Source organism: Saccharothrix sp. NRRL B-16348, from assembly GCF_001280085.1.
In the GTDB taxonomy this organism is placed as follows: domain Bacteria; phylum Actinomycetota; class Actinomycetes; order Mycobacteriales; family Pseudonocardiaceae; genus Actinosynnema.
On the sequence record NZ_LGED01000001.1, the window covers coordinates 190,694 to 209,802 of the forward strand.

A 19,109-nucleotide genomic window follows, 5' to 3' on the forward strand; every position below is an offset into this window, starting at 1 on the left:
GGTTCCCCTGGGAGGGGACGCCTGCGAGGGCTTGGGCTGACAGCGGCTGGAGGGCGGCACCCCGAACGTGTGGGTGCCGCCCTCCGGCTGTTCCGGGCACGGTCACGAGATGCCGTCGCGCCAACGCCGACGGGCGTCCTCGCTCCAGCCGCGCATGTCCTTGTGCTGGAACTTCCGCTCGTACTTCACCCGCTCCCGCCAGTGGACGAGCGACTCGTGCGCGAACTGCGAAGTCCGCTGGTTCGCGGGCGTCGGGGGCAATGAGCCCAGCAGCCCGGCGAACATGTCGCGAGCGTGCTCGGCCCGACCCGTCGCCCCGAGCCACTCGGCCAGCCGCCCCATCGTGTAATGCGTTTCGTCGTGCGTCCAGCCCAGCACGCTGGCGCGGACACCCACCAACCGCTCGTAGTGCCGGCACGCGGACGCGGGGTCCCCGGCATACCCCGTCGCCTCCGCCAGGTCTCCCAACGTGTCCAAGGTGTCCTGGTGGCCCTCGCCCTGGACCCGGACGCGCTTGCCGTACAACTCCTCGTACAGGAGGCGAGACGTGCGGAAGTCGCCGACGTGATCAGCCCAGTAGCCCAGCCGCGCCATGATGTCCAACGTGGCGAGGTGATCGTGCCCCATCACCCGTTGGTAGGCGGGCAGCATCCGGCCGTACAGCTCACGCGCGAGCCCCGGATTCCCGGCCATGCCGATCGCGCGGGCTTCGGCGGCACGGCGGGCGAGGGAGTCCGGGTCGTCGTCGTCGGCGGCCCCGTGCCCCGGGGGATCGTGCCGGGGAGGAGGGCCCAGGAAGACATCGCGCCCGGCTAGGATGGCGTAGCTGCTCTCGGAGGCGTGAGCTACCTGGTCGATCTTCTTGCCGCTGTCTGGCACGACGTCGATGGTCCCGCCGATTGAACGCGGTCGAATCGCACTATTGCGGCTTTCCACCTGAAGGTGGGAACCGCGGTCAGCCCTTGTGCGCCTTCGCGGCGGCGAAGCAGTAGGCGCCGAAGCCCAGGAAGCCGACCGCGATGATCGCCAGCGCGAAGACGCCGTACGGCTGGGCGGCCAGCGTGTGCAGCGCCTTGTCCATGCCGCCCGACTCCTCCGGGTCGGCGTTGACCGCGGCGAACGCGACCAGCACGCCGATCAGGAAGTACGCCGCGCCCTTGCCGATCCAGCCGATCCGGCCGAGCTTCTCCACCCACACCCGGCTGCCGGCGGGCAGGTCGGACATGTTCAGGTCGTCCTCGAACGACTTCTTCACGCCCTTGCGCGCCACCGCCACCCCGAGCCCCAGCACGAACAACGCCACCGCGCCCACCAGCACCTGCCCGAACGGCAGCGCCAGCACGCGTGCCGTCCACGTCTGGGACTGCTCGGTGGAGCTGCTCTGCGACGAGCCGGTCGCGTAGCCGACCGCCGCGATCCCGATCACGGTGCCGGTGATCGCACGGCCGACCGAGCCGCACCGGCGGTACAGGCGCTTGCGCTTCTTCGTCACCCACCCGTAGCCGGACGCGGCCATGGCCAGCTGCCACACCGCGAACGCGAACAGGCCGATCGCCAGCACCCACAGCAGGACCGGCCCGATCGCGGTCTGGGCCAGCGCCGAGACCGCGCCCTTCTGGTCCGTCTTCTCCCCGGTGTCACCGAGGACCACCTGCGCCGTCAACGCCGCCAGGAGCACGTGGACGAGCCCGTAGCACACCATCCCGGCGCGCCCGAGGACCTGCACGGCGGGATGTCTTCGCACCTCTTGCCCAGTGGTAGCCACGATCGGGTGATTACCCCGCCGTGACCACCACCAACCTCAGGCGCGAACCCGGGCCCGTCAGCCGCCCGGCTTCGGCGGCTCGCAGACGATCTTGAACTGCGGGTCGTACCGGACGGTGCGGCTCTCCTGGCGCGACTGGCCGGTGCGGCGGTCGACGATGGTGCGCGTGTCGGTCACCGAGAAGCCCGGCGCGCCCGCGCTCGGCTGGCAGTCCGGCTTGTCGACCTTGCGCTCCTGCGGCTGCGTGTGGTTGAACTCGGCGCTGGTCGAACCGGACACGTCGTAGTTCTTGGTGCCCCACAGCACGATCTTGATCGACGACGGGGTCCAGATCGTCTGGATCGCCACCCCGGTGTCGTCCGGGTTGGTGAACTTGATGTCGATCAGGCTGTTGCCCGCGCCGTCCATGAACACCGTGGCCTCGCGCCCCTTCGGGTACCGCGAGATCCAGTAGCTGTGCTCCTTGTGGCCCGCGTCCTTCATGCCCGCGTGGTAGGCCGCGTTGTAGAGCGTGGTGGCGAACTGCGAGATGCCGCCGCCGACCGCCTTGCCGGGCACGCCGTTCTCGATGATGCCCGCCTCGACGTAGCCCTGCGCGGTGCCGCGCGGACCGGTGTGGCCGTTGAGGCTGAACGTCTCGCCCGGCTTCACGATCGCGCCGTTGACCTTCTCGGCGACGACCCGGATGTTGGTGCCGGACGCGGCCACGAAGCCACCGGTCTGGAACTCGCCGATGACCTCCTTGATGCCCATCTTGTTCGCCTGCTCGGTGGTCACCTTCGCGGGCGTGTGCTTGTACTCGGCCTTGATCGCGCGCTCGTTGTCGCGCTTGAGCACGTCGAGCACCGTGGTCAGGGACTTCTCCCAGTCGATGCCGAGGCCGTCGACCGACTCCTTCACGACCGGCCGGCCGCCCTCGAACACGATCTGGGCGTCCTTGCCCTCCTTCTCGGTGTCCTTCAGCTGCGGACCGGCGTGCTCGACGACCTTGGCGTTGTCGACCTTCGCGGTCAGGCCGCCGTCGTCGGCCGGCTCGAACACCAGCACGGTGGCGAGCATCTCGGGCGTGAGCGTCGCGTCCTTGCCCTCGCCCTGGATGATCAGCGGCGCGGCGGTGGCGGGCTTGGCGACCTCGGCCAGCGCCTTCGCCACGCCTTCCTTGGTCGTCTTGACCGGGGTGGTGGCCACCGGCAGCTCGACCGTGCCGCCGTCGGCCCAGTTCGCGAGCAGCTGCTCCGACGCGCCGGCCACGTCCAGCTTCTGGCCCTGCTTCGGGTCGACCGCGATCGGGGTGGCGCCCTCGAAGCGGATGCCGCCCTCGGCGGGCTCGTGGTCGGTCTCGGCGCGCAGCGCCTCCAGCGCGGCGGCCAGCTTGCCCGCGTCGCTGCGCGTGTCGAAGCCGACCTCGCGGGAGGTGAAGAACGAGGTGACGCGGGTGATCGGGGACAGCGGCTGGCTGCCCGCGCGGTCCAGCGTCGCGGTCCAGTCCAGCTCCAGGCCGGCGGCCTTGGGGTCGACCGCGGTGTCGACGTCGCCCGCGCGCGCCTTCACCGGCGCGGCCAGGCGGGGGCCGATCTCGTCGCGCAGCTTCTGCTCGGCCTCGGGGTGGCTCATGCCGCCGACGTTCACACCGGCCACGGTCACGCCGCGCGGCACGTTGCCGCCCGAGACGACCAGGTCCAGCCCGTAGAGGACGACCAGCACGCCGAGCACGGCGGCGGCGATCAGGCCGCCCTTGCGCAGGCGCTTGCGGCGGGCTTCGGCCTCGTCGGCCGCGGTGTCGCCGTCCACCATCACGGGGCCGTAGACGGTGGCCTCCGGCTCGGACTCGGGCGGCGGCACCGGCGCGGAGAACACCGTGGTGGCCTCCGACGGCGACGGCCTGCCGAAGCCACCGGGCGGCGTGTTGATCATCTGGGTCCGCTCGGCGGAGGCCGGCGGGGTGAGGGCGCGCGTCGGGTCACCGGACGGCGTGATGGCCTGGGTGGCGTCCGCGCCCCTCGGCGGGTTGTGCTGCGCGTTGCGCGTCGGGTGCTGCTGCGTCACGTTGTGAGAGACGCTCGGCGGGGCCGTCGCGTTGTCGTGGCCGGCCAACGGTGGGGTCACGTTACGGACGGTGGCCGAGGGGTCCGGCTCCGTGTCCGGCTCCTCCTGCGGCCACGCGGCCTCCGGCGGCGCGCTCCCGTTGGTCCGCTCAGAGGCGGTGCGCGACGGGCGGACCGGCTCCATGGCCTTGGTCCGCTCAGCGTCGTACTCCGGTCGCTGGTTCTCCGGCACCGCTCCCCCTCTTGCCACTCGCAAGGTCCTGGGACTGCTTACCCGAACGCCGTCACACGTCGATCACGTTTCGGGTGGCTCACAGGTCTCACCGCACTGGTCACAGGTAAAGCCCGGTCCCGTGGTCCGTCCGCTCGGTCGCGGTCGCGTGCACGTCCCGTTCCCTCATGACGAGGTAGGTGCCGCCCTGCACCTCGACCTCGAACTGGTCCTCCGGGTTGAACAGCACCCGGTCGCCGACCTTGACGTGCCGGACGTTCGTGCCGACCCCGAGCACATCTCCCCAGGCCAGGCGCTTCGCCATCTGCGCGGTCGCCGGGATCACGATGCCACCGCTGCTGCGGCGTTCGCCGTCCTCCGGCGAGATCCGCACCATCACGCGGTCGTGCAGCATCTGGATCTCGAGCTTGACATCGGGCACCGGCAGAGTCTAGATGCCGTCGTCGAGGCCACCCATCATCAGGGGTAGCCGTCGCGGCCCGTCCTTTACCACGCGGATGGGCACGCCCCAGTCCTGGCGGGCCAGTTTGCACACGGGGTGCTCGACGCTCGGGTCGTCCGTGCAGCTCGCGGCCTGGGCGACGACGTGCAGGACGCCTTCGGTGAACCCCTCCGCCACGCGCAGGACGCGGACCAGGTCCGTGCCGACGCCCGCGCCCTCCTCCAGCAGCCCGGGCGGCGAGCTGGTGATCTCCAGCCGGGTGGACGGGCCGTACCGGTCGTCCAGCTTCTGGCCGGTGGGCGGGGTGAACACGACGGCGACCTCGACCTCGCCCGAGGCGATCACCGTCGGCGGCCTGCGCACCTGGTGGGCGTCGCCGCTGACCAGCTTCGCGCCGGGCGCGACCGGGCGTTCCAGGCGGTGCGCGGCGGAGGCGACGACGACCAGCTCGCCGTCGACCAGGACCGCGTCGGACGGCTCGGCGACGTCCGTCGCCAGGGTGGACACCTCGCCGGTCGACGGGTCGTAGCGGCGGACGGCGCCGTTGTAGGTGTCGGCGATGGCGACCTGGCCGCCGGGCAGCACGGTGACGCCGAGCGGGTGCTGGAGCAGCGCCTGGTCGGCCTGGCCGTCGCGGTGGCCGAAGTCGAACAGGCCCTTGCCGATGGCGGTGTGCACGGTGCGGTCGGCGTCCAGCCAGCGCAGCGCGGAGGTCTCCGAGTCGACCAGCCAGAGCCGGTCGCCGTCGGCGGCCAGGCCCGAGGTCTGGGCGAAGAACGCCTCCGCCGCCGGGCCGTCGTGCAGGCCTTCGACCGTGGTGCCGGCGAGGCGTTCGACGCGGCGTTCCCGCGGCTTGAACAGGCCGAGCGTGTGGTTGCCCGCCATCGCGATGGCCACGCCGCCCGCGGGCTCCCACCACGCGACGTCCCACGGGCTGGTGAGGTCGATCGCGTCGGCCGGGCCGTCGGTGTCGCCGTCGCGCCACTGCTCGCCGGTGCCCGCGACGGTGGTGACCTCGCCGGTGACGAGGTCGACGCCGCGCAGGAGGTGGTTGACCGTGTCGGCGACGACCGCGTGGTAGCCGACCTCGGCGGCGACGTCGTCGGGCAGCAGCGCGATGCCCGCCGGTTCGGAGAAGGTGGGTTCGAGGCCGTCGCGGCGACCGCGCTCACCGGTGCCGATGCGCCTGATCACGGTCTCGCCATCGGGTTCGAGCTCGACCAGGCCGTGGTGCGCGGAATCGCTGACCAGCAGGGTGTTGTCCCTGGTCAGGACGGCTTTCGCGGGGAAGCGGAGTTCGGTCTCGCGGGGCGGCGGCGCGACGTACGGGCCGTCGCCGCGGTGCAGGGTGCCCTTGGCCTCGTGCTCGGCGACGACCTCGGACACGATCTGGCGCAGCGCGTCCAGGTGGCCCTCGCCGGAGGCGACGTGCACGACGTAGCCCTCGGGGTCCACCAGGACGAGCGTGGGCCACGCCTTCACCGCGTAGGCCTGCCACGTGGTCAGCTCCGGGTCGTCCAGCACGGGGTGCTCCACCTCGTACCGCTCGACGGCCGCCTCGATCGCCGCGGGCTCCGCCTCGTGGACGAACTTGGGCGAGTGCACGCCGACGGTGACCAGGACGTCGGCGAACTCGGCTTCGAGCGGCCGCAGCTCGTCGAGGACGTGCAGGCAGTTGATGCAGCAGAACGTCCAGAAGTCGAGCAGCACCACCTTGCCGCGCAAGTCGGCCAGCTTGATGTCCCGCCCACCCGTGTTGAGCCACCGGCGGCCCACCAGTTCGGGGGCGCGGACACGGGCGCGGCGTCGTTGTGCGGTCGTCACGCCCCGATCCAACACGACTCGCGGACGGCCTATTTCCCGGTCCACCGATTGGGACCGGGGGTCACGTGGTCGCGGGCTCCGGGAACGTCCGGTCGTACTCCTGGTGGACGAGTTCGACCAGGAGCATGCCGAGCTGGGTGAGCTCGACCCTGGTGCCGTCCCGGACGACGAGCTCGCGTTCGACCAGGTCACCCGTGACGTCGTCCAGGCGCGCCCGCTCGGCGGCGGTCGGCTCGACCGGGAAGTCGGCCTCGTCGAAGTGGCCGCGCTTGACGCCGAAGTGCAGGTGCCTGCGGTTGCGGACGGCGCGGGTGAACGGGACGTGGGCGAACGTGGCGCCGCCGTGCTCCCCGACCGCTTCGAGGTAGTCGTCCGGGTCGCGGCGGTTGAGGTACTGCGTGTCGGCGAAGCTGGAACGGGCGCTGTTGCCGAACGCGAGCGACTGGGCGGTCGCGGCGGCGTCCACCAGGGCGCTGGGCACGTTGGCGCTGAACGTCGGCGCCGTGAACAGGTACATCGGGCCCTCCTGCCAGCCCAGCCCGGCGAAGAAGTGCCGGTACAGCAGGTGGCAGCGGAACTTCTCGGCCAGCACGGCCTCGTCGACCACCTCGCCGGAGAACGGGCCCCAGACCTCGGTGAAGCTGCGCGGGTAGACGCTCACCGAGTCGATCAGGCCCTCCTGGGCCAGCGCGTGGATGTGCCGCACGTCGGTCAGCACGTCGTCGGCGGTCTGGGTGTGCAGGCCGACCATGAAGTCCAGGCCGATGTGCTCGACGCCCGCGTCCAGGAACCGCGTGCAGACCTTCCGGATGCGGTCCGGGTCGACGTAGATCCGGCCGTTGGCCTCCAGCACCGGGCGGCTGAAGCTCTGCACGCCCGCGCTCACCCGCCGGACGTGCCCGGACTCGGCCAGGCGGTGGATGTCCTTGCGCATGGTGCGGGGGTGCAGCTCCAGCGTGACCATGCCGATGCGGTCCTGGGCGATGTGCTCGTACACCTCGTCGTAGAGGACGCGGAGGTCGTCCACCGCCATCATCGACGGTGTGCCGCCACCGAAGAACAGGTCGCCCGCGGTGGCGTCGGCGGGCAGCTCGGAAAGAAAGGTCCGCACTTCTTCCCGCAACGCGGGCAGGTATTCACCGGACCGGCTCGTGTCGGTGGAGACGAAGTAGTAGCAGAAGTGGCAGCGCTGGGCGCAGTACGGCAGGTGCAGATAGAGGAATTCGATCCGCTTCCACTCGCGGGAACGCCAGTCCGCCAGCATCCGCGTCGGCGCCGAGTCGGGCTCGGCAGGCCACCTCGGGTACACGTCGACCCAGTGCCAGTTGCGCGGGTCCGTGGTGGTGAACTCGCGGGCCAGCAGCCGTTCGACGCCGCTGTCGACGATCCAGTCGTCCGTGCGCCGCAGCAGTTCCCGGGACCATTCCGCCGAATCCGCGGCGAACCGCGATTCCGGCGGGCGGTTTATTCCACGGCGCTGGTCGAGTTTCGGGTGCTGCGTCGGCTGAGGGATCACGGACTGCTCCCGGAGGGATAGTCATTCGATCTCGGGCGGCATTTCGCGTGCAGCGTGCCGAAAATGATGAGAGCGCACCCGGGAGGTGTCCGTCAATCCGCTAGCCGGGGCGGCGGACGGTCCGGGGGCCGAGGACGGCGGCGTTCAGAGCGGTGACGCGGTGGCGGAGGCCGCGGTCGGCGGTGACGACCGTGCACGGGCGGTCCGGCGGGTTGGCGCGGACCACGTCCACGATCGCGTCGTCGCCGGAGCCGGGGGCGGACACGACGCGGACGCCAGGCACCGACTCGACGTGCCGCGCCTTGCCCTCGACCACGAGGACCACTTCCAGTGGGCCGGGGAGGTCCGGCAGGCCGTGCTCGGCCACCTCGACGAGGTCGTCGCGCAGGCGGGCGGCGGCGCCGGCGCGGTCACGCCACCAGCCGTCCGGGACGGAGCCGACGACGTTGGCCGCGTCCACGACCAAGAGCGGGCGGGTCATCGACCCATGCTCTCAGCAAACTCTCATGACACTGTCGTACCCCGATGGCACCATGGAGTGGTCCATTGGGGGACAGACATGAACACGCAGGGGGACATTGTGATGATCAGGCGCGCCCGCAGGACGACGGACGACACCTGGAACGGCTCGGCCACGGCCAAGTAGCCGGACATGGGAAACCCCGCGGTGCTGCCAGGTCGGGGGTCCGACAGCACCGCGGGGTCATCTGGAACATCGATACACGATCGAGGTCTGTTACATCCCCTATCGGGTGTGACGGGAGTCACGTTTTGATATGACGAAGCCCTGCCGCGCGGGAGGTGCGGCAGGGCTTCGTCGTTCCCCCTTCGCCAGAGCGCGGACGACGGGGCGCGCACCCGGTGTCGATCGGGTGGTCGTCACGCGCGCCGGAGGAAGGCCCTCGTCAGCGGAGGGTGGTCCCCTGAGCCTGGGCGATCGCCATCAGCTCGTGGCGCATGGCGGGGGTGGGCGCCATGTCGATCGCACGGGCGACGGCCTTGCGGTTGCGAGCCTCGACACGACGAGCGCGGAGCTTCGCAGTGAAGTTCATCGGGGGTTCATCCCTCTCAAAGGTTCTTTCTCGGTGTGTGCCTCAAGTATGCACCCTCCGGCCCGCGAAAGCACCCGATTATCCGGTGAGGTGCCGCACATGCCGACGAATCATCGGCGGCCACGCAGTAGGCCCCGGCGATTCGCCTGGCGTACACCCGTTGGACCGGATGCGCGTCGCTCAACTCTCTAGCGTGCGCGCTAGATCACCCAATGCGACCGAAGCCGGCCGACAACCGCAGGTCAACGGGTGGATCAGTCCTCGCGGCCGAGCAGGAACCGGCCGAAGTGGGGCACGGTGAACGCGATCTGCCCGCGTTCGGCCGAGTACACGAGCCCCTTCTTGATCAGGCTGTCCCGGGCCGGCGACAGCGACGACGGCTTGCGTCCCAGGTGGTCGGCCACCTGCGCGGTGTTCACGCCCGCGTCCTTGCCGTCGGTCAGCTCCGCCATCGCCCGCAGGTACTCCCGCTCAGCCGGCGTCGCCCGCTCGTACCGCGACCCGAAGAACCCGACCGCCAGCTCCGCGTCCGCCTCCGGCGCGGCCACCGACACGTCCATCGCGGTGATCGGGTCGGCCGGCGCCGCGTCCCACGCCGCCTTGCCGTAGGCCTGGATGAAGTACGGGTAGCCGCCCGAGGCGTCGAACAGCGCGTCCAGCGCCTCCGGCTCGATGCCCGCCTCCTCGCGGTCCACCGGCGCCAGCACGGCGCGGTCGGCGTCCTCCCGCGACAGCCGGTCGATCCGCACGTACCGGAACAGCCGCTCCGAGTACGACTTCGACGCCGACAGCACGGCGGGTAGGTGCGGCAGCCCGGCGCCGACCACGACCAGCGGCGCGCCCGACTGCGACAGCTCGTGGCACGCCGCGCACAGCGCCGAGATGTCGTCCGCCGGCACGTCCTGCATCTCGTCGATCAGCAGCGCGACGCCCGTGCCCACGTCCTGCGCCAGCTCCGCGACCTCGGTGAACAGCTCCACCAGGTCGATCTCGATGTCGCCGGAGTCCGCCCGGCCGACCGCCGCGGGCACGTCGATGCCCGGCTGCCACCGGTCGCGCAGCTTCGCGTCCTCGGGGTTGGCCCGCAGCGCGAACGCCTTCAGCACGCCGAGCACCGACTCCACCCGGTCCGGCGCGCGGTGCCGCACGGCCAGGTCCCGGATCGCCCGGTGCAGCGCGGCGGACAGCGGGCGGCGCAGCCCTGCTTCGGGCCGTGCCTCGATCTTCCCGGCGCCCCAGCCGCGCTTGAGCGCCATCGAGCGCAGCTCACCGAGCAGCACGGTCTTGCCCACGCCGCGCAGCCCGGTGAGCACGAGGCTGCGTTCCGGCCGGCCGCGCGCCACCCGTTCGAGCACGACCTCGAACGCGCTCAGCTCCTTGTCGCGCCCGGCCAGCTCAGGCGGCCGCTGGCCCGCGCCGGGGGCGAACGGGTTGCGCACCGGGTCCATCCTCGGACGGTATCGAGGTGTCTAGGGCCGATCCAATACTCCGGCCGTGTCGTCCGGTATTCGTGAATCTAGGCCTGAAGCTATATAGCGCTATCAAGTCGGATGAACGGTAGCGTCGTGCCATGGCTGAGGTGGTGACGAAGGGCGTCGGCAAGGTCGAGCGGACCGCCGACCGCGCCGAGGTGCACGTGAGCTTCGAGACGCTGGGTTCGACGCGCAACGAGGCGGTGGAGCGGCTGACCGCGCGGATCGCCGGCGTGGAGCCCGCGCTGGGCCTGCCGGGCGTCGAGGTGCGGTCGCGGCAGCTCAACGTGCACGACAACTGGGACGGCAAGCGCCGTTCCGGCAGCCGTGCCACGCAGAACTACGTGGTGCGGATCGACGACGTCGCCGGGCTCGACGGTCTGCTCGGCGCGCTCGTGACCGCCGAGCCGACGTGGCTGAACGGGCCGACGTGGCAGCTCAAGGACGACGTGGACGCCGTCCGCGAGGCGCAGCGGGAGGCCGTGCGCGACGCGCGCCGACGCGCCGAGGGCTATGCCGAAGCCCTCGGCGCGCGGCTGGGACCGTTGCACCGGCTGACCGACGGCGACGCCGAGGCGTGGGCCGCCGAGTCGCACCGGATGATGGCGGCCGGGTACGGCGGCGCGCCGGGCGTGCCGCCGCAGATGGACCAGCTCAACCTGGAGGCGCAGCAGATCGTGGTCACGGTCCGCTGCACGGCCGCGTGGACGCTCCTCGACTGACGCCCCGGCGCGTTCTGAGCGTTGAACTCACGTGTTCTGGACGTAGGACACGCGCGTTCTGGACGTAGGACACGCGAGGTCAGCTGCTCGATTTCGGTTCGGCCAGTTCGACGGCGACCGAGCGGTTGCGGGCGGCGGCGTCGGGGATCAGGTCCCCGGCGCGGTCGAGGTCGACGGCCAGCGGCGAGGTGAAGCCCGCGCCGATCACCTCGGTGAACGCCGCCCGGCTCACGCCCAGCTCCACCAGCGTCGACACCACCCGCTGGCCACGCCGCCGGGTCAGGTCGACCGCCGCCTCCTCCGACGCCGAGGTGGCCGTGCGGGCGATGACCCGCGCGGTGGTGCGGCCGTCGAACTTCTTCGCCACCTCGGCCAGCGCTTCCCGCGCGCCCGGTGCGAGCTCGTCGCTCCCGGCCTTGAACAGCACCGAGTTCGGCAGGTGCACCAACGCGTCCTGGTGCACGACCTGGCCGATGTCCACGATCGGCACGTCGGCCCGGCCGATCGACGCGCCACCGGGCACCGGCTCGGTGTCGTGCGTGCAGCTCTTCGCGCCGAACTTCGCGCAGATCCCGAGCCACAGCTGGACCAGCGCCTCGCGCGCGCCCGGCGGCAGCTGCGGCTGGTCGCCCACCACCTGGCCAAGCCCGGAGAAGATCACGTCCTTGTCGGTCAACTCGGGCAGGGCGTCGTCCGGCACCGACGCCACCACGGCGGCGACGTCGACGTCCAGCCCGAGCCGCGTCAGGTCGAGCGGATCGGTGGTCTGCAACCCGCTGCTCTGCAGCACGAGGACCGCCGGACCCGCCGCCGAGGCCATGTCCGCCAGCACGGACATCGGGTCGAGGTCGGTGCTGGTGCCGCCGAGTTGGCTGAGCTGACCGGCCAGCCGGGTCATGTTCTGCTCGAAGCCGAGCTCGCGCAGCGCCGCGTCGCTCTCGATGTCGTTGCCGTCTCGAATGGTGAAGTCCTCGTCCGAGTACGCGCTGCCGGAACGCTCACCCTGCCGGTACACGACGACCCTGGTCGCGCCCCCGTCGACCGCCTCCGCCAGCCGGTCGACGACGGTCCTGGTGAGTTCGACCCGGGGCTCGTTGGCCGACGCGGTCACCCCGATGCGCACGGTGGTGGCTTCGCGGGGCGTCTCCCCGCAGGCAGCACAAGACGCCGCCACCAGCACGACTGCGGCGAAGAGCCGTGAGTGGTTCATGCATTGGAAACGGAATGAGAACGCGTTGTGTTACCAATAACACCCGTTCGGCCTAATTTCGGCCCTATCGCTCCACGATCGCCGTAACACCCTGGCCACCCGCCGCGCAGATCGAGATCAGCGCGCGACCCGAGCCGCGCTCGGCCAGGAGCTTCGCCGCCGTGGCCACGATCCGCGCGCCGGTGGCGGCGAACGGGTGCCCGGCGGCCAGCGACGAGCCGGCGACGTTGAGCTTCGACCGGTCGATCGGGCCGAGCGGCGCGTCCAGCCCGAGCCTGCCCTTGGCGAAGTCCGCGTCCTCCCACGCCTTCAACGTCGCCAGCACCTGCGACGCGAACGCCTCGTGGATCTCGTAGAAGTCGAAGTCCGGCAACGCCAGCCCGGCCCTCGCCAGCATCCGCGGCACCGCGTACGCGGGCGCCATCAGCAGGCCCTCGCCGCCGTGCACGTAGTCGACCGCCGCCGTCTCGGTGAACGTCAGGTAGGCCTGCACGGGCAGGTTCCGCGCCGCCGCCCACTCCTCCGACGCCAGCAGCACGGTCGACGCGCCGTCGCTGAGCGGCGTGGAGTTGCCCGCCGTCATGGTCGCGCCCTCACCGCGGCCGAACACCGGCTTGAGCTTCGCCAGCTTCTCCGCCGACGAGTCCGGCCGCAGGTTCTGGTCCCTGGTCAGGCCCAGGTACGGCGTGACCAGGTCGTCGAAGAACCCGCGGTCGTACGCGGCGGCGAGGTTGCGGTGGCTGGCGGCGGCCAGCTCGTCCTGGTCCTCGCGCGCGATGCCCCACTCGCGCGCGGTGATCGCGGCGTGCTCGCCCATCGACAGGCCGGTGCGCGGCTCGCCGTTGCGCGGCACGTCCGGCACCACGTGCTTGGGCCGCAGCTTCAGCGCCGCCTTGAGCTTCGCGCCCGCGCTCCGGGCCCGGTTGAACTCCAGCAGCACGCCGCGCAGGTCCTCGTTCACGCCGATCGGCGCGTCGCTGGTGGTGTCGACGCCGCCGGCCACGCCGACCTCGATCTGCCCGAGCGCGACCTTGTTCGCGACCGCGATCACGGCCTGCAAGCCGGTGCCGCACGCCTGCTGCACGTCGTAGCCGGGCGTCTCGGCGGACAGCCTGCTGCCCAGCACGGCCTCGCGCACCAGGTTGAAGTCGCGGCTGTGCTTGAGCACCGCGCCCGCGACCACCTCGCCGAGCCGTTCGCCCTGCAGGCCGAACCGGCTGACCAGGCCGTCCAGGGTGGCGGTGAGCATGTCCTGGTTCGACGCGGTGGCGTAGGGGCCGTTCGACCGGGCGAACGGGATGCGGTTGCCGCCGAGGATCGCTACTCGGGCCATGTCGACCTCCAGGTGGTGGACGGGCACCCGGGACAGGTGCCCGTCGGGCGGGTAGCCGGTGGGCGGGACGAGGCAATGTTACCTACTCATCAGTAGACTTACTAGCGAGTAGGGAGTGTGATGTCCGCATGGATCGTTACCAGTCGTTCGCCAGGTCCGGCCTCGGGCGGTTCGTCGTCGGCAAGCTCGGTCTGCCCAACCCTCACCCGTTGCGCCGCCACTCGCCCGACGAGCCACCGCTGAACGGGCCCGTGCTGATCGGTGGCGGCGGGCGGCTGGTTGACGCCGTCAGCGCGGTCGTGAAGTCCATGGGCCTCGACCTGGCGTCCGGCCACGACGGCGCCGCGCGCGACGAGCGGTACGGCGCGCTGGTGTTCGACGCGTCCGGCATCGACTCGGTCGAGCGGCTGCGCGAGCTGCACGAGTTCTTCCAGCCGGTGATCCGGTCCCTCGGGCCGTGCGGCCGGGTGGTCGTCTTCGGCACGCCGCCCGAGCAGGCCGAGTCGCAGATCGCGCAGCGCGCGCTGGAAGGTTTCACGCGCAGCGTCGGCAAGGAGCTCAAGCGCGGCGGCACGGCCCAGCTGGTGTACGTCGAACCTGGCGGCGAGGGCGCGATCGAGTCGACCGTGCGGTTCCTGCTGTCGGGACGGTCGGCGTACGTGTCCGGGCAGGTGGTGCGGATCGGGTCGGCCGACGTCGAGGCGCCCGCGGATTGGGACCGGCCGTTGGCCGGGAAGGTCGCGCTGGTCACGGGCGCGGCACGCGGCATCGGCGCGGCGATCGCCGAGGTGCTGGGGCGTGACGGCGCGACCGCGGTGTGCCTGGACGTGCCGGCGCAGGGCGACGAGCTGTCCGCGGTGGCCAACCGGGTCGGCGGCACCGCGCTGCAGCTCGACATCACCGCGCCGGACGCGCCCGCGCGGATCGTCGAGCACCTCGTCCAGCGGCACGGCGGCGTGGACGTCGTCGTGCACAACGCGGGCATCACGCGTGACCGCACGCTCGGGCGGATGGACGCGGGCCGGTGGGACGCGGTGGTCGCGGTGAACCTGGCGTCGCAGGAACGGGTCAACGAGGCGCTGCTCGCCGCCGACGCGCTGCGGCCGAACGGGCGGGTCGTCGGCGTGTCGTCCATCGCGGGCATCGCCGGGAACGTCGGCCAGACCAACTACGCCACCACCAAGGCGGGCGTGATCGGCATGGTCGACTCGCTGTCGCGGCGGGTCGCGGGCCGGGCCACGGTGAACGCGGTCGCGCCCGGCTTCATCGAGACGAAGATGACGGCCGCGGTGCCGCTGGTCATCCGCGAGGCGGGCCGGCGGATGAACAGCCTGGCGCAGGGCGGCCTGCCGGTGGACGTCGCCGAGGCGATCGCGTGGTTCGCGCACCCGGCGTCGGCCGGCGTGAACGGCAACGTCGTGCGCGTGTGCGGGCAGAGCCTGCTGGGGGCGTGATGGCGAACCTGACCCTGCTCTACGCCAAGGCCGCGCTGACCGGGTTCACCCGGCGCGGCACCGCGCTGCCGCAGTCCTCTTCGGACGCCGAGGTGACCGTCGACCCCGAGCACTTGGCCCGGTACAACAAGGTGTGCGGCTTCGGCGTGCGCGACGAGCTGCCGATCACGTACCCGCACGTGCTCGGGTTCGCGTCGCAGATCCGGCTGATGACCGGGCCCGGCTTCCCGTTCCCGCTGCCCGGCCTGGTGCACGTGGCCAACCGGATCCGGCAGCACCGGCCGTTGCGGGTGTCCGAGCCGCTGTCGCTGCACGTGGCGTTGGCGGACCTGCGGCCGCACGAGCGCGGGCGGCAGTTCGACGTGGTGACCACGGTGTCGGTGGACGGCGAAGAGGTGTGGGCCGACGTGTCGACTTACCTGCGACGGGAGGGTGGTGCCTCGAAGGAGCAGGCGCCGCGAGCCGAACCGCCCGCTCCCACGGCCCGGTGGCGGCTACCACGCGACCTCGGCCGGCGGTACGCGGACGCGTCGGGCGACCGCAACCCGATCCACCTGCACCCGTTGGCCGCCAAGGCGTTCGGCTTCCCCCGGGCCATCGCGCACGGCATGTGGTCGAAGGCGCGCTGCGTGGCCGCGTTCGAAGGACGGCTGCCCGACGCGTACGAGGTCGACGTGCGGTTCAAGGCGCCGATCCTGCTGCCGGGCGAGGTCGGCTTCTCGTCCGCGCCCACCGGTGACGGGTGGCGGTTCGCGCTGTGGTCGAGCCGGCCGCACCTGGAGGGCGTGATCAGCGGCTGACGTTGGCGGCCAACGTGCGCAGGAGGGCGCGCAGCCGTGCGGTGTCCTCCTCGCCCAGGTTCATCGCGTCGCCCATCGCGGGCGGCACGTCCTTGGCGCGTTCACGCAGCTCGTCGCCCGCCTCGGTGAGCACCAGCCGGACCGAGCGCTCGTCGTCGGGTCGGCGTTCGCGGCGGATCAGGCCCGCCGCCTCCAGCCGCTTGAGCAGCGGGGAGAGCGTGCCGTAGTCGAGCTGGAGCGCGGCGGCGACGTCCTTGACCGGGACCGGGCCGCGTTCCCACAGCACCAGCAGCACCAGGTACTGCGGGTAGGTCAGGCCGAGGTCGTCCAGCAGCGGCCGGTACCGCGCGGTGACGGCCCGCGAAGCCGCGTAGAGCGCGAAGCAGAGCTGGTCGTCCAGCTCCAGGCTGAAGTCCCGCATGTCCGTCGTCCCTCCACTTGTGATCGAGACCACGATACACCTGCACCCATTTAGATTGTGCACAATGTAATCGCGGGCTATGTTTCGTGCTGTCAGGTTCGACCGCACGACACCGAGGAGCCCGAGATGACCGTCCTGGAACCGGCCGCCGCCGAGTTCGCCGCCGCGACCGCCACCCCGCCGTACCTGTTCGACCTCGGCCCGGTCGAGGGCAGGCAGGCGGTGGACGGCGTGCAGGCGGGCGACGTGTTCAAGCCCGAGGTCGACGAGGAGTGGGTGACCGTCGGCGAGGTGCCCGTCCGGATCGTCCGGCCCGCGGGCGCGACCGGCACGCTGCCCGTCGTGCTCTACGTCCACGGCGCGGGCTGGGTGTTCGGCAACGCGAAGACGCACGACCGGCTGGTGCGCGAGCTGGCCGTCGGCGCGGGCGCGGCCGTGGTGTTCCCCGACTACAGCCTCTCGCCCGAGGCGCGGTACCCCGTGGCGCTGGAGGAGAGCTACGCCGTGGCGCGGTGGATCGTCGCCGAGGGCGCCGCGCGCGGGCTCGACGCGTCGCGCCTGGCCGTGGCGGGCGACTCGGTCGGCGGGAACATGTCGGCGGCGCTGACGCTGCTGGCCAAGGAGCGCGGCGACGTGGCGTTCACGCAGCAGGTGCTGTTCTACCCGGTGACGGACGCGTCGTTCGACACGGCGTCGTACCACGAGTTCGCCGAGGGCTACTTCCTGCGGCGGGACGCGATGCAGTGGTTCTGGGACCAGTACACGACGTCCGAGGCGCAGCGCGCGGAGATCACCGCGTCACCGCTGCGGGCGACGGTGGAGCAGCTCACCGGCCTGCCGCCGGCGTTGGTGATCACCGCCGAGGCCGACGTGCTGCGCGACGAGGGCGAGGCGTACGCGAACAAGCTGCGCGAGGCGGGCGTGCCGGTGACCGCGGTGCGCTACCAGGGCGTGATCCACGACTTCGTGATGCTCAACGCGCTGCGCGAGACCCACGCCGCCGAAGCCGCGATCAGCCAGGCGGTGGCCGTGCTCAAGGCCGCGTTGGCCTAGCGCCCACCCTCGAAGCCGGCGTGCGGGCACACCGGCTTCGAGGACCGGACCCGGTCAGTGGAGGCGGCGCACGGCCCAGGCGCCGAGGCCGAGCACCGCCGCGGCGGCCACGACGAAGATGCCCGCCTCGACGAACTGGAACGCCCAGAACCGCTCCGCCGGGTGGAAGTCGGCGAACTGGCCGGTGATGCCCTGCTCGGCCATGCACTCCTGGTACGACCTCACCCCGCAGCCGCTGCCGGAGAACTCCACCGCACGGCCCTGCGCGTCCAGGTAGCCGACCTCCACGCGCCACGAGCCCGACTCCGTCGCGGCCGACGCCGTGTGCTCCGGCGTCGCGTACCGCGGGCGGGCCCCGTTCGACACCACGATCAGCAGGGCCAGGTAGCCGCCGATGGTGATCGCCATGGCGCCCAACGTGCTGCGCACCAGGAGCCCTGCGGTCGCGCCGATCGCGAAGGCGAGCGCGGTGTAGGCGCCCAGCACGACGCCCTGGCTCTCGAACATCGGCGTCTGGAGCCGACTCGACATGACGATGTGCAACGGGCCGAGCGCCTGCGCGTTGAGCAGGCCGAGCAGGGTCATCGCGGCGGTCACCGGGAGTCCTGCGACGAGCGCCTTCGTCGCCCACCACCGGGTCCGGCCGACCGACTGGGTCAGCCCGAAGACGTGCGTGCCCTGCTCCAGCTCCCGCGCGAACACCGGCGCGCCGGCGAACATGCCCAGCAGCAGCGGGAGGGCGAGCAGCAGCATCGGCAGGTAGCCGACGAGGTCGCCGTACCGCTCGCTGAGCACGTTCGGGTCCGCCGGCAGCACGGACGACACGTCGACCCACAGCGCCGCCATGCCGGCCGCCACGACCGCGACCAGCGCCAACGAGATCAGGGTCAGCAACCGCTGCTGCCGCCACGCCACCCACGTCATGCCGCCACCCGCCGCTCCGCCGCCGCGCGACCCGCCCGCAGGTAGCCGAGCGTCAACTCCTCCAGGGTGGGTTCGACCACCTCCACGTCCGGCGGGTCGGCCAGGCCGCGCACCAGCACGGTCGACTGGCGCCCGGTGTCGCGCCGCTCCACCACCACGTCCGGCGGCACGTCCAGCGAGCGCGGCCCGATCAGCAACCGGTGCTCCGCCAGCAGGTCCTCCACGTCACCGGCCAACCGCACCCGCCCCTCCGAGAGCAGCAGCAGGTGGTCGCAGATCCCGTCCAGGTCGGCGATGACGTGCGAGGACAGCACGACCGTCATCCCCGCTTCGGCGACCTCGCCCAGCAGCGCACCCATGACCTCCTCGCGCGCCAGGGGGTCCAGGTCCGCCAGCGGCTCGTCCAGCAGCAGGACCTCCGGCCTGCGGCCCAGCGCGACGGCCAGCGCGACCCGCGTCCGCTGCCCGCCGGACAGCGTCCGGACCTTCGCCGTCAGCGGCACCCGCGCCTCGTCGACCAGCCGGCGCGCGTGGTCGTCGTCCCAGTCCGGGTTCAGCGTGCGGCCCGCGTGCAGCATCTCCGCCACGGTGAACCCCTGGTACAGCGGTTTGCCCTGCGCCAGGAACCCCGGCCGGCCCAGCACCTCGACCTCGCCCTCGGTCTGGCGCAGCAGCCCGGTCGCCAGCGACATCAGCGTCGACTTGCCGGCGCCGTTCGGCCCGACCAACGCCGCGATCCGCCCCGCCGGCAGCGTGAACGTGCAGTCCTTCAGCGCCCAGCCCCGCCGGTAGCGCTTGCCCAACCCGGCCGCGGCGAGCGCGGCCGACCCCTCGTCCATGGTGA

18 protein-coding genes are annotated in these 19,109 nt (G+C 71.9%); 4 read left to right on the forward strand and 14 right to left on the reverse strand.

What is annotated here, in order from left to right:
- Nucleotides 1-102 precede the first annotated feature (102 nt).
- The 9 genes from ADK67_RS00980 to ADK67_RS01015 form a co-directional block, all read right to left on the reverse strand.
- On the reverse strand, nt 103-879 hold the full coding sequence (locus ADK67_RS00980) for a tetratricopeptide repeat protein (protein WP_053714413.1): 777 nt from the start codon (nt 877-879) through the stop codon (nt 103-105).
- 76 nt (nt 880-955) lie between these two features.
- Nucleotides 956-1,765, reverse strand: coding sequence for a DUF1206 domain-containing protein (locus tag ADK67_RS00985; protein ID WP_231647959.1), 810 nt, complete (start codon nt 1,763-1,765; stop codon nt 956-958).
- Nucleotides 1,766-1,822: 57 nt separating this feature from the next.
- Entirely contained in the window at nt 1,823-3,559 is a 1,737-nt protein-coding gene (locus tag ADK67_RS00990; protein WP_053714671.1) for a VanW family protein, read from the reverse strand.
- A gap of 583 nt (nt 3,560-4,142) precedes the next feature.
- Nucleotides 4,143-4,436 carry a GroES family chaperonin gene (locus ADK67_RS00995; protein ID WP_053714672.1) on the reverse strand — a complete coding sequence of 98 codons (294 nt, stop codon included), beginning with the start codon at nt 4,434-4,436 and terminating at the stop codon, nt 4,143-4,145.
- Nucleotides 4,437-4,472: 36 nt separating this feature from the next.
- Complete coding sequence (locus ADK67_RS01000) at nt 4,473-6,308, reverse strand: NHL domain-containing thioredoxin family protein (protein WP_053714673.1); 1,836 nt, start codon at nt 6,306-6,308, stop codon at nt 4,473-4,475.
- A gap of 61 nt (nt 6,309-6,369) precedes the next feature.
- A complete protein-coding gene (locus tag ADK67_RS01005; RefSeq protein WP_053714414.1) occupies nt 6,370-7,824 on the reverse strand; it encodes a radical SAM protein in 1,455 nt (484 codons plus the stop codon).
- Between the two features lie 100 nt (nt 7,825-7,924).
- Nucleotides 7,925-8,305 (reverse strand): NTP pyrophosphohydrolase, encoded by a 381-nt coding sequence (locus ADK67_RS01010; RefSeq protein ID WP_053714415.1) that lies wholly within the window; start codon nt 8,303-8,305, stop codon nt 7,925-7,927.
- 424 nt (nt 8,306-8,729) lie between these two features.
- Nucleotides 8,730-8,876 carry a hypothetical protein gene (locus ADK67_RS52030; RefSeq protein WP_170185182.1) on the reverse strand — a complete coding sequence of 49 codons (147 nt, stop codon included), beginning with the start codon at nt 8,874-8,876 and terminating at the stop codon, nt 8,730-8,732.
- Nucleotides 8,877-9,130: 254 nt separating this feature from the next.
- Nucleotides 9,131-10,324 carry an ATP-binding protein gene (locus ADK67_RS01015; protein ID WP_053714416.1) on the reverse strand — a complete coding sequence of 398 codons (1,194 nt, stop codon included), beginning with the start codon at nt 10,322-10,324 and terminating at the stop codon, nt 9,131-9,133.
- A gap of 122 nt (nt 10,325-10,446) precedes the next feature.
- Between ADK67_RS01015 and ADK67_RS01020 the strand changes: the two genes are divergently transcribed.
- Complete coding sequence (locus tag ADK67_RS01020; protein ID WP_053714417.1) at nt 10,447-11,070, forward strand: SIMPL domain-containing protein; 624 nt, start codon at nt 10,447-10,449, stop codon at nt 11,068-11,070.
- Nucleotides 11,071-11,149: 79 nt separating this feature from the next.
- Here the strand turns inward: ADK67_RS01020 and ADK67_RS01025 are convergent, their stop codons facing one another.
- Nucleotides 11,150-12,280: an OmpA family protein gene (locus tag ADK67_RS01025; protein ID WP_082403125.1), complete on the reverse strand. Its 1,131-nt coding sequence runs from the start codon at nt 12,278-12,280 to the stop codon at nt 11,150-11,152.
- 64 nt (nt 12,281-12,344) lie between these two features.
- Nucleotides 12,345-13,613, reverse strand: a complete 1,269-nt coding sequence (locus ADK67_RS01030) for an acetyl-CoA C-acetyltransferase (RefSeq protein WP_053714674.1) — start codon at nt 13,611-13,613, stop codon at nt 12,345-12,347.
- Between the two features lie 128 nt (nt 13,614-13,741).
- Between ADK67_RS01030 and ADK67_RS01035 the strand changes: the two genes are divergently transcribed.
- Together ADK67_RS01035 and ADK67_RS01040 are read left to right on the forward strand one after the other, a co-directional pair.
- The gene (locus tag ADK67_RS01035) at nt 13,742-15,067 is read left to right on the forward strand and encodes a 3-oxoacyl-ACP reductase (RefSeq protein ID WP_053714419.1); all 1,326 of its coding nucleotides are present in this window, start codon (nt 13,742-13,744) and stop codon (nt 15,065-15,067) included.
- The gene (locus tag ADK67_RS01040; protein ID WP_053714420.1) at nt 15,067-15,867 is read left to right on the forward strand and encodes a MaoC/PaaZ C-terminal domain-containing protein; all 801 of its coding nucleotides are present in this window, start codon (nt 15,067-15,069) and stop codon (nt 15,865-15,867) included. Before ADK67_RS01035 ends, ADK67_RS01040 begins: the two co-directional genes overlap by 1 nt.
- Here the strand turns inward: ADK67_RS01040 and ADK67_RS01045 are convergent.
- The gene (locus ADK67_RS01045) at nt 15,857-16,288 is read right to left on the reverse strand and encodes a MarR family winged helix-turn-helix transcriptional regulator (protein ID WP_197289220.1); all 432 of its coding nucleotides are present in this window, start codon (nt 16,286-16,288) and stop codon (nt 15,857-15,859) included. The genes ADK67_RS01040 and ADK67_RS01045 overlap by 11 nt on opposite strands.
- 126 nt (nt 16,289-16,414) lie before the next feature.
- Between ADK67_RS01045 and ADK67_RS01050 the strand changes: the two genes are divergently transcribed.
- Entirely contained in the window at nt 16,415-17,341 is a 927-nt protein-coding gene (locus tag ADK67_RS01050; protein WP_053714421.1) for an alpha/beta hydrolase, read from the forward strand.
- A 54-nt stretch (nt 17,342-17,395) separates the two neighbouring features.
- Here the strand turns inward: ADK67_RS01050 and ADK67_RS01055 are convergent, their stop codons facing one another.
- Together ADK67_RS01055 and ADK67_RS01060 are read right to left on the reverse strand one after the other, a co-directional pair.
- The gene (locus tag ADK67_RS01055) at nt 17,396-18,265 is read right to left on the reverse strand and encodes an ABC transporter permease (RefSeq protein ID WP_053714422.1); all 870 of its coding nucleotides are present in this window, start codon (nt 18,263-18,265) and stop codon (nt 17,396-17,398) included.
- Complete coding sequence (locus ADK67_RS01060; RefSeq protein ID WP_053714423.1) at nt 18,262-19,104, reverse strand: ABC transporter ATP-binding protein; 843 nt, start codon at nt 19,102-19,104, stop codon at nt 18,262-18,264. Before ADK67_RS01060 ends, ADK67_RS01055 begins: the two co-directional genes overlap by 4 nt.
- Between the last annotated feature and the right edge of the window lie 5 nt (nt 19,105-19,109).

Bases quoted from the DNA above. Each gene is read 5' to 3' on its own strand.
- ADK67_RS01050 (WP_053714421.1), top strand. From the start codon at position 16,415: ATGACCGTCCTGGAACCGGCCGCCGCCGAGTTCGCCGCCGCGACCGCC.
- ADK67_RS01020 (WP_053714417.1), top strand. From the start codon at position 10,447: ATGGCTGAGGTGGTGACGAAGGGCGTCGGCAAGGTCGAGCGGACCGCC.
- ADK67_RS01010 (WP_053714415.1), bottom strand. From the start codon at position 8,305: ATGACCCGCCCGCTCTTGGTCGTGGACGCGGCCAACGTCGTCGGCTCC.
- ADK67_RS01030 (WP_053714674.1), bottom strand. From the start codon at position 13,613: ATGGCCCGAGTAGCGATCCTCGGCGGCAACCGCATCCCGTTCGCCCGG.
- ADK67_RS01060 (WP_053714423.1), bottom strand. From the start codon at position 19,104: ATGGACGAGGGGTCGGCCGCGCTCGCCGCGGCCGGGTTGGGCAAGCGC.
- ADK67_RS01015 (WP_053714416.1), bottom strand. From the start codon at position 10,324: ATGGACCCGGTGCGCAACCCGTTCGCCCCCGGCGCGGGCCAGCGGCCG.
- ADK67_RS52030 (WP_170185182.1), bottom strand. From the start codon at position 8,876: ATGAACTTCACTGCGAAGCTCCGCGCTCGTCGTGTCGAGGCTCGCAAC.
- ADK67_RS00990 (WP_053714671.1), bottom strand. From the start codon at position 3,559: ATGGTGGACGGCGACACCGCGGCCGACGAGGCCGAAGCCCGCCGCAAG.
- ADK67_RS01040 (WP_053714420.1), top strand. From the start codon at position 15,067: ATGGCGAACCTGACCCTGCTCTACGCCAAGGCCGCGCTGACCGGGTTC.
- ADK67_RS01025 (WP_082403125.1), bottom strand. From the start codon at position 12,280: ATGAACCACTCACGGCTCTTCGCCGCAGTCGTGCTGGTGGCGGCGTCT.
- ADK67_RS01055 (WP_053714422.1), bottom strand. From the start codon at position 18,265: ATGACGTGGGTGGCGTGGCGGCAGCAGCGGTTGCTGACCCTGATCTCG.
- ADK67_RS00995 (WP_053714672.1), bottom strand. From the start codon at position 4,436: ATGCTGCACGACCGCGTGATGGTGCGGATCTCGCCGGAGGACGGCGAA.
- ADK67_RS01045 (WP_197289220.1), bottom strand. From the start codon at position 16,288: ATGCGGGACTTCAGCCTGGAGCTGGACGACCAGCTCTGCTTCGCGCTC.
- ADK67_RS01035 (WP_053714419.1), top strand. From the start codon at position 13,742: ATGGATCGTTACCAGTCGTTCGCCAGGTCCGGCCTCGGGCGGTTCGTC.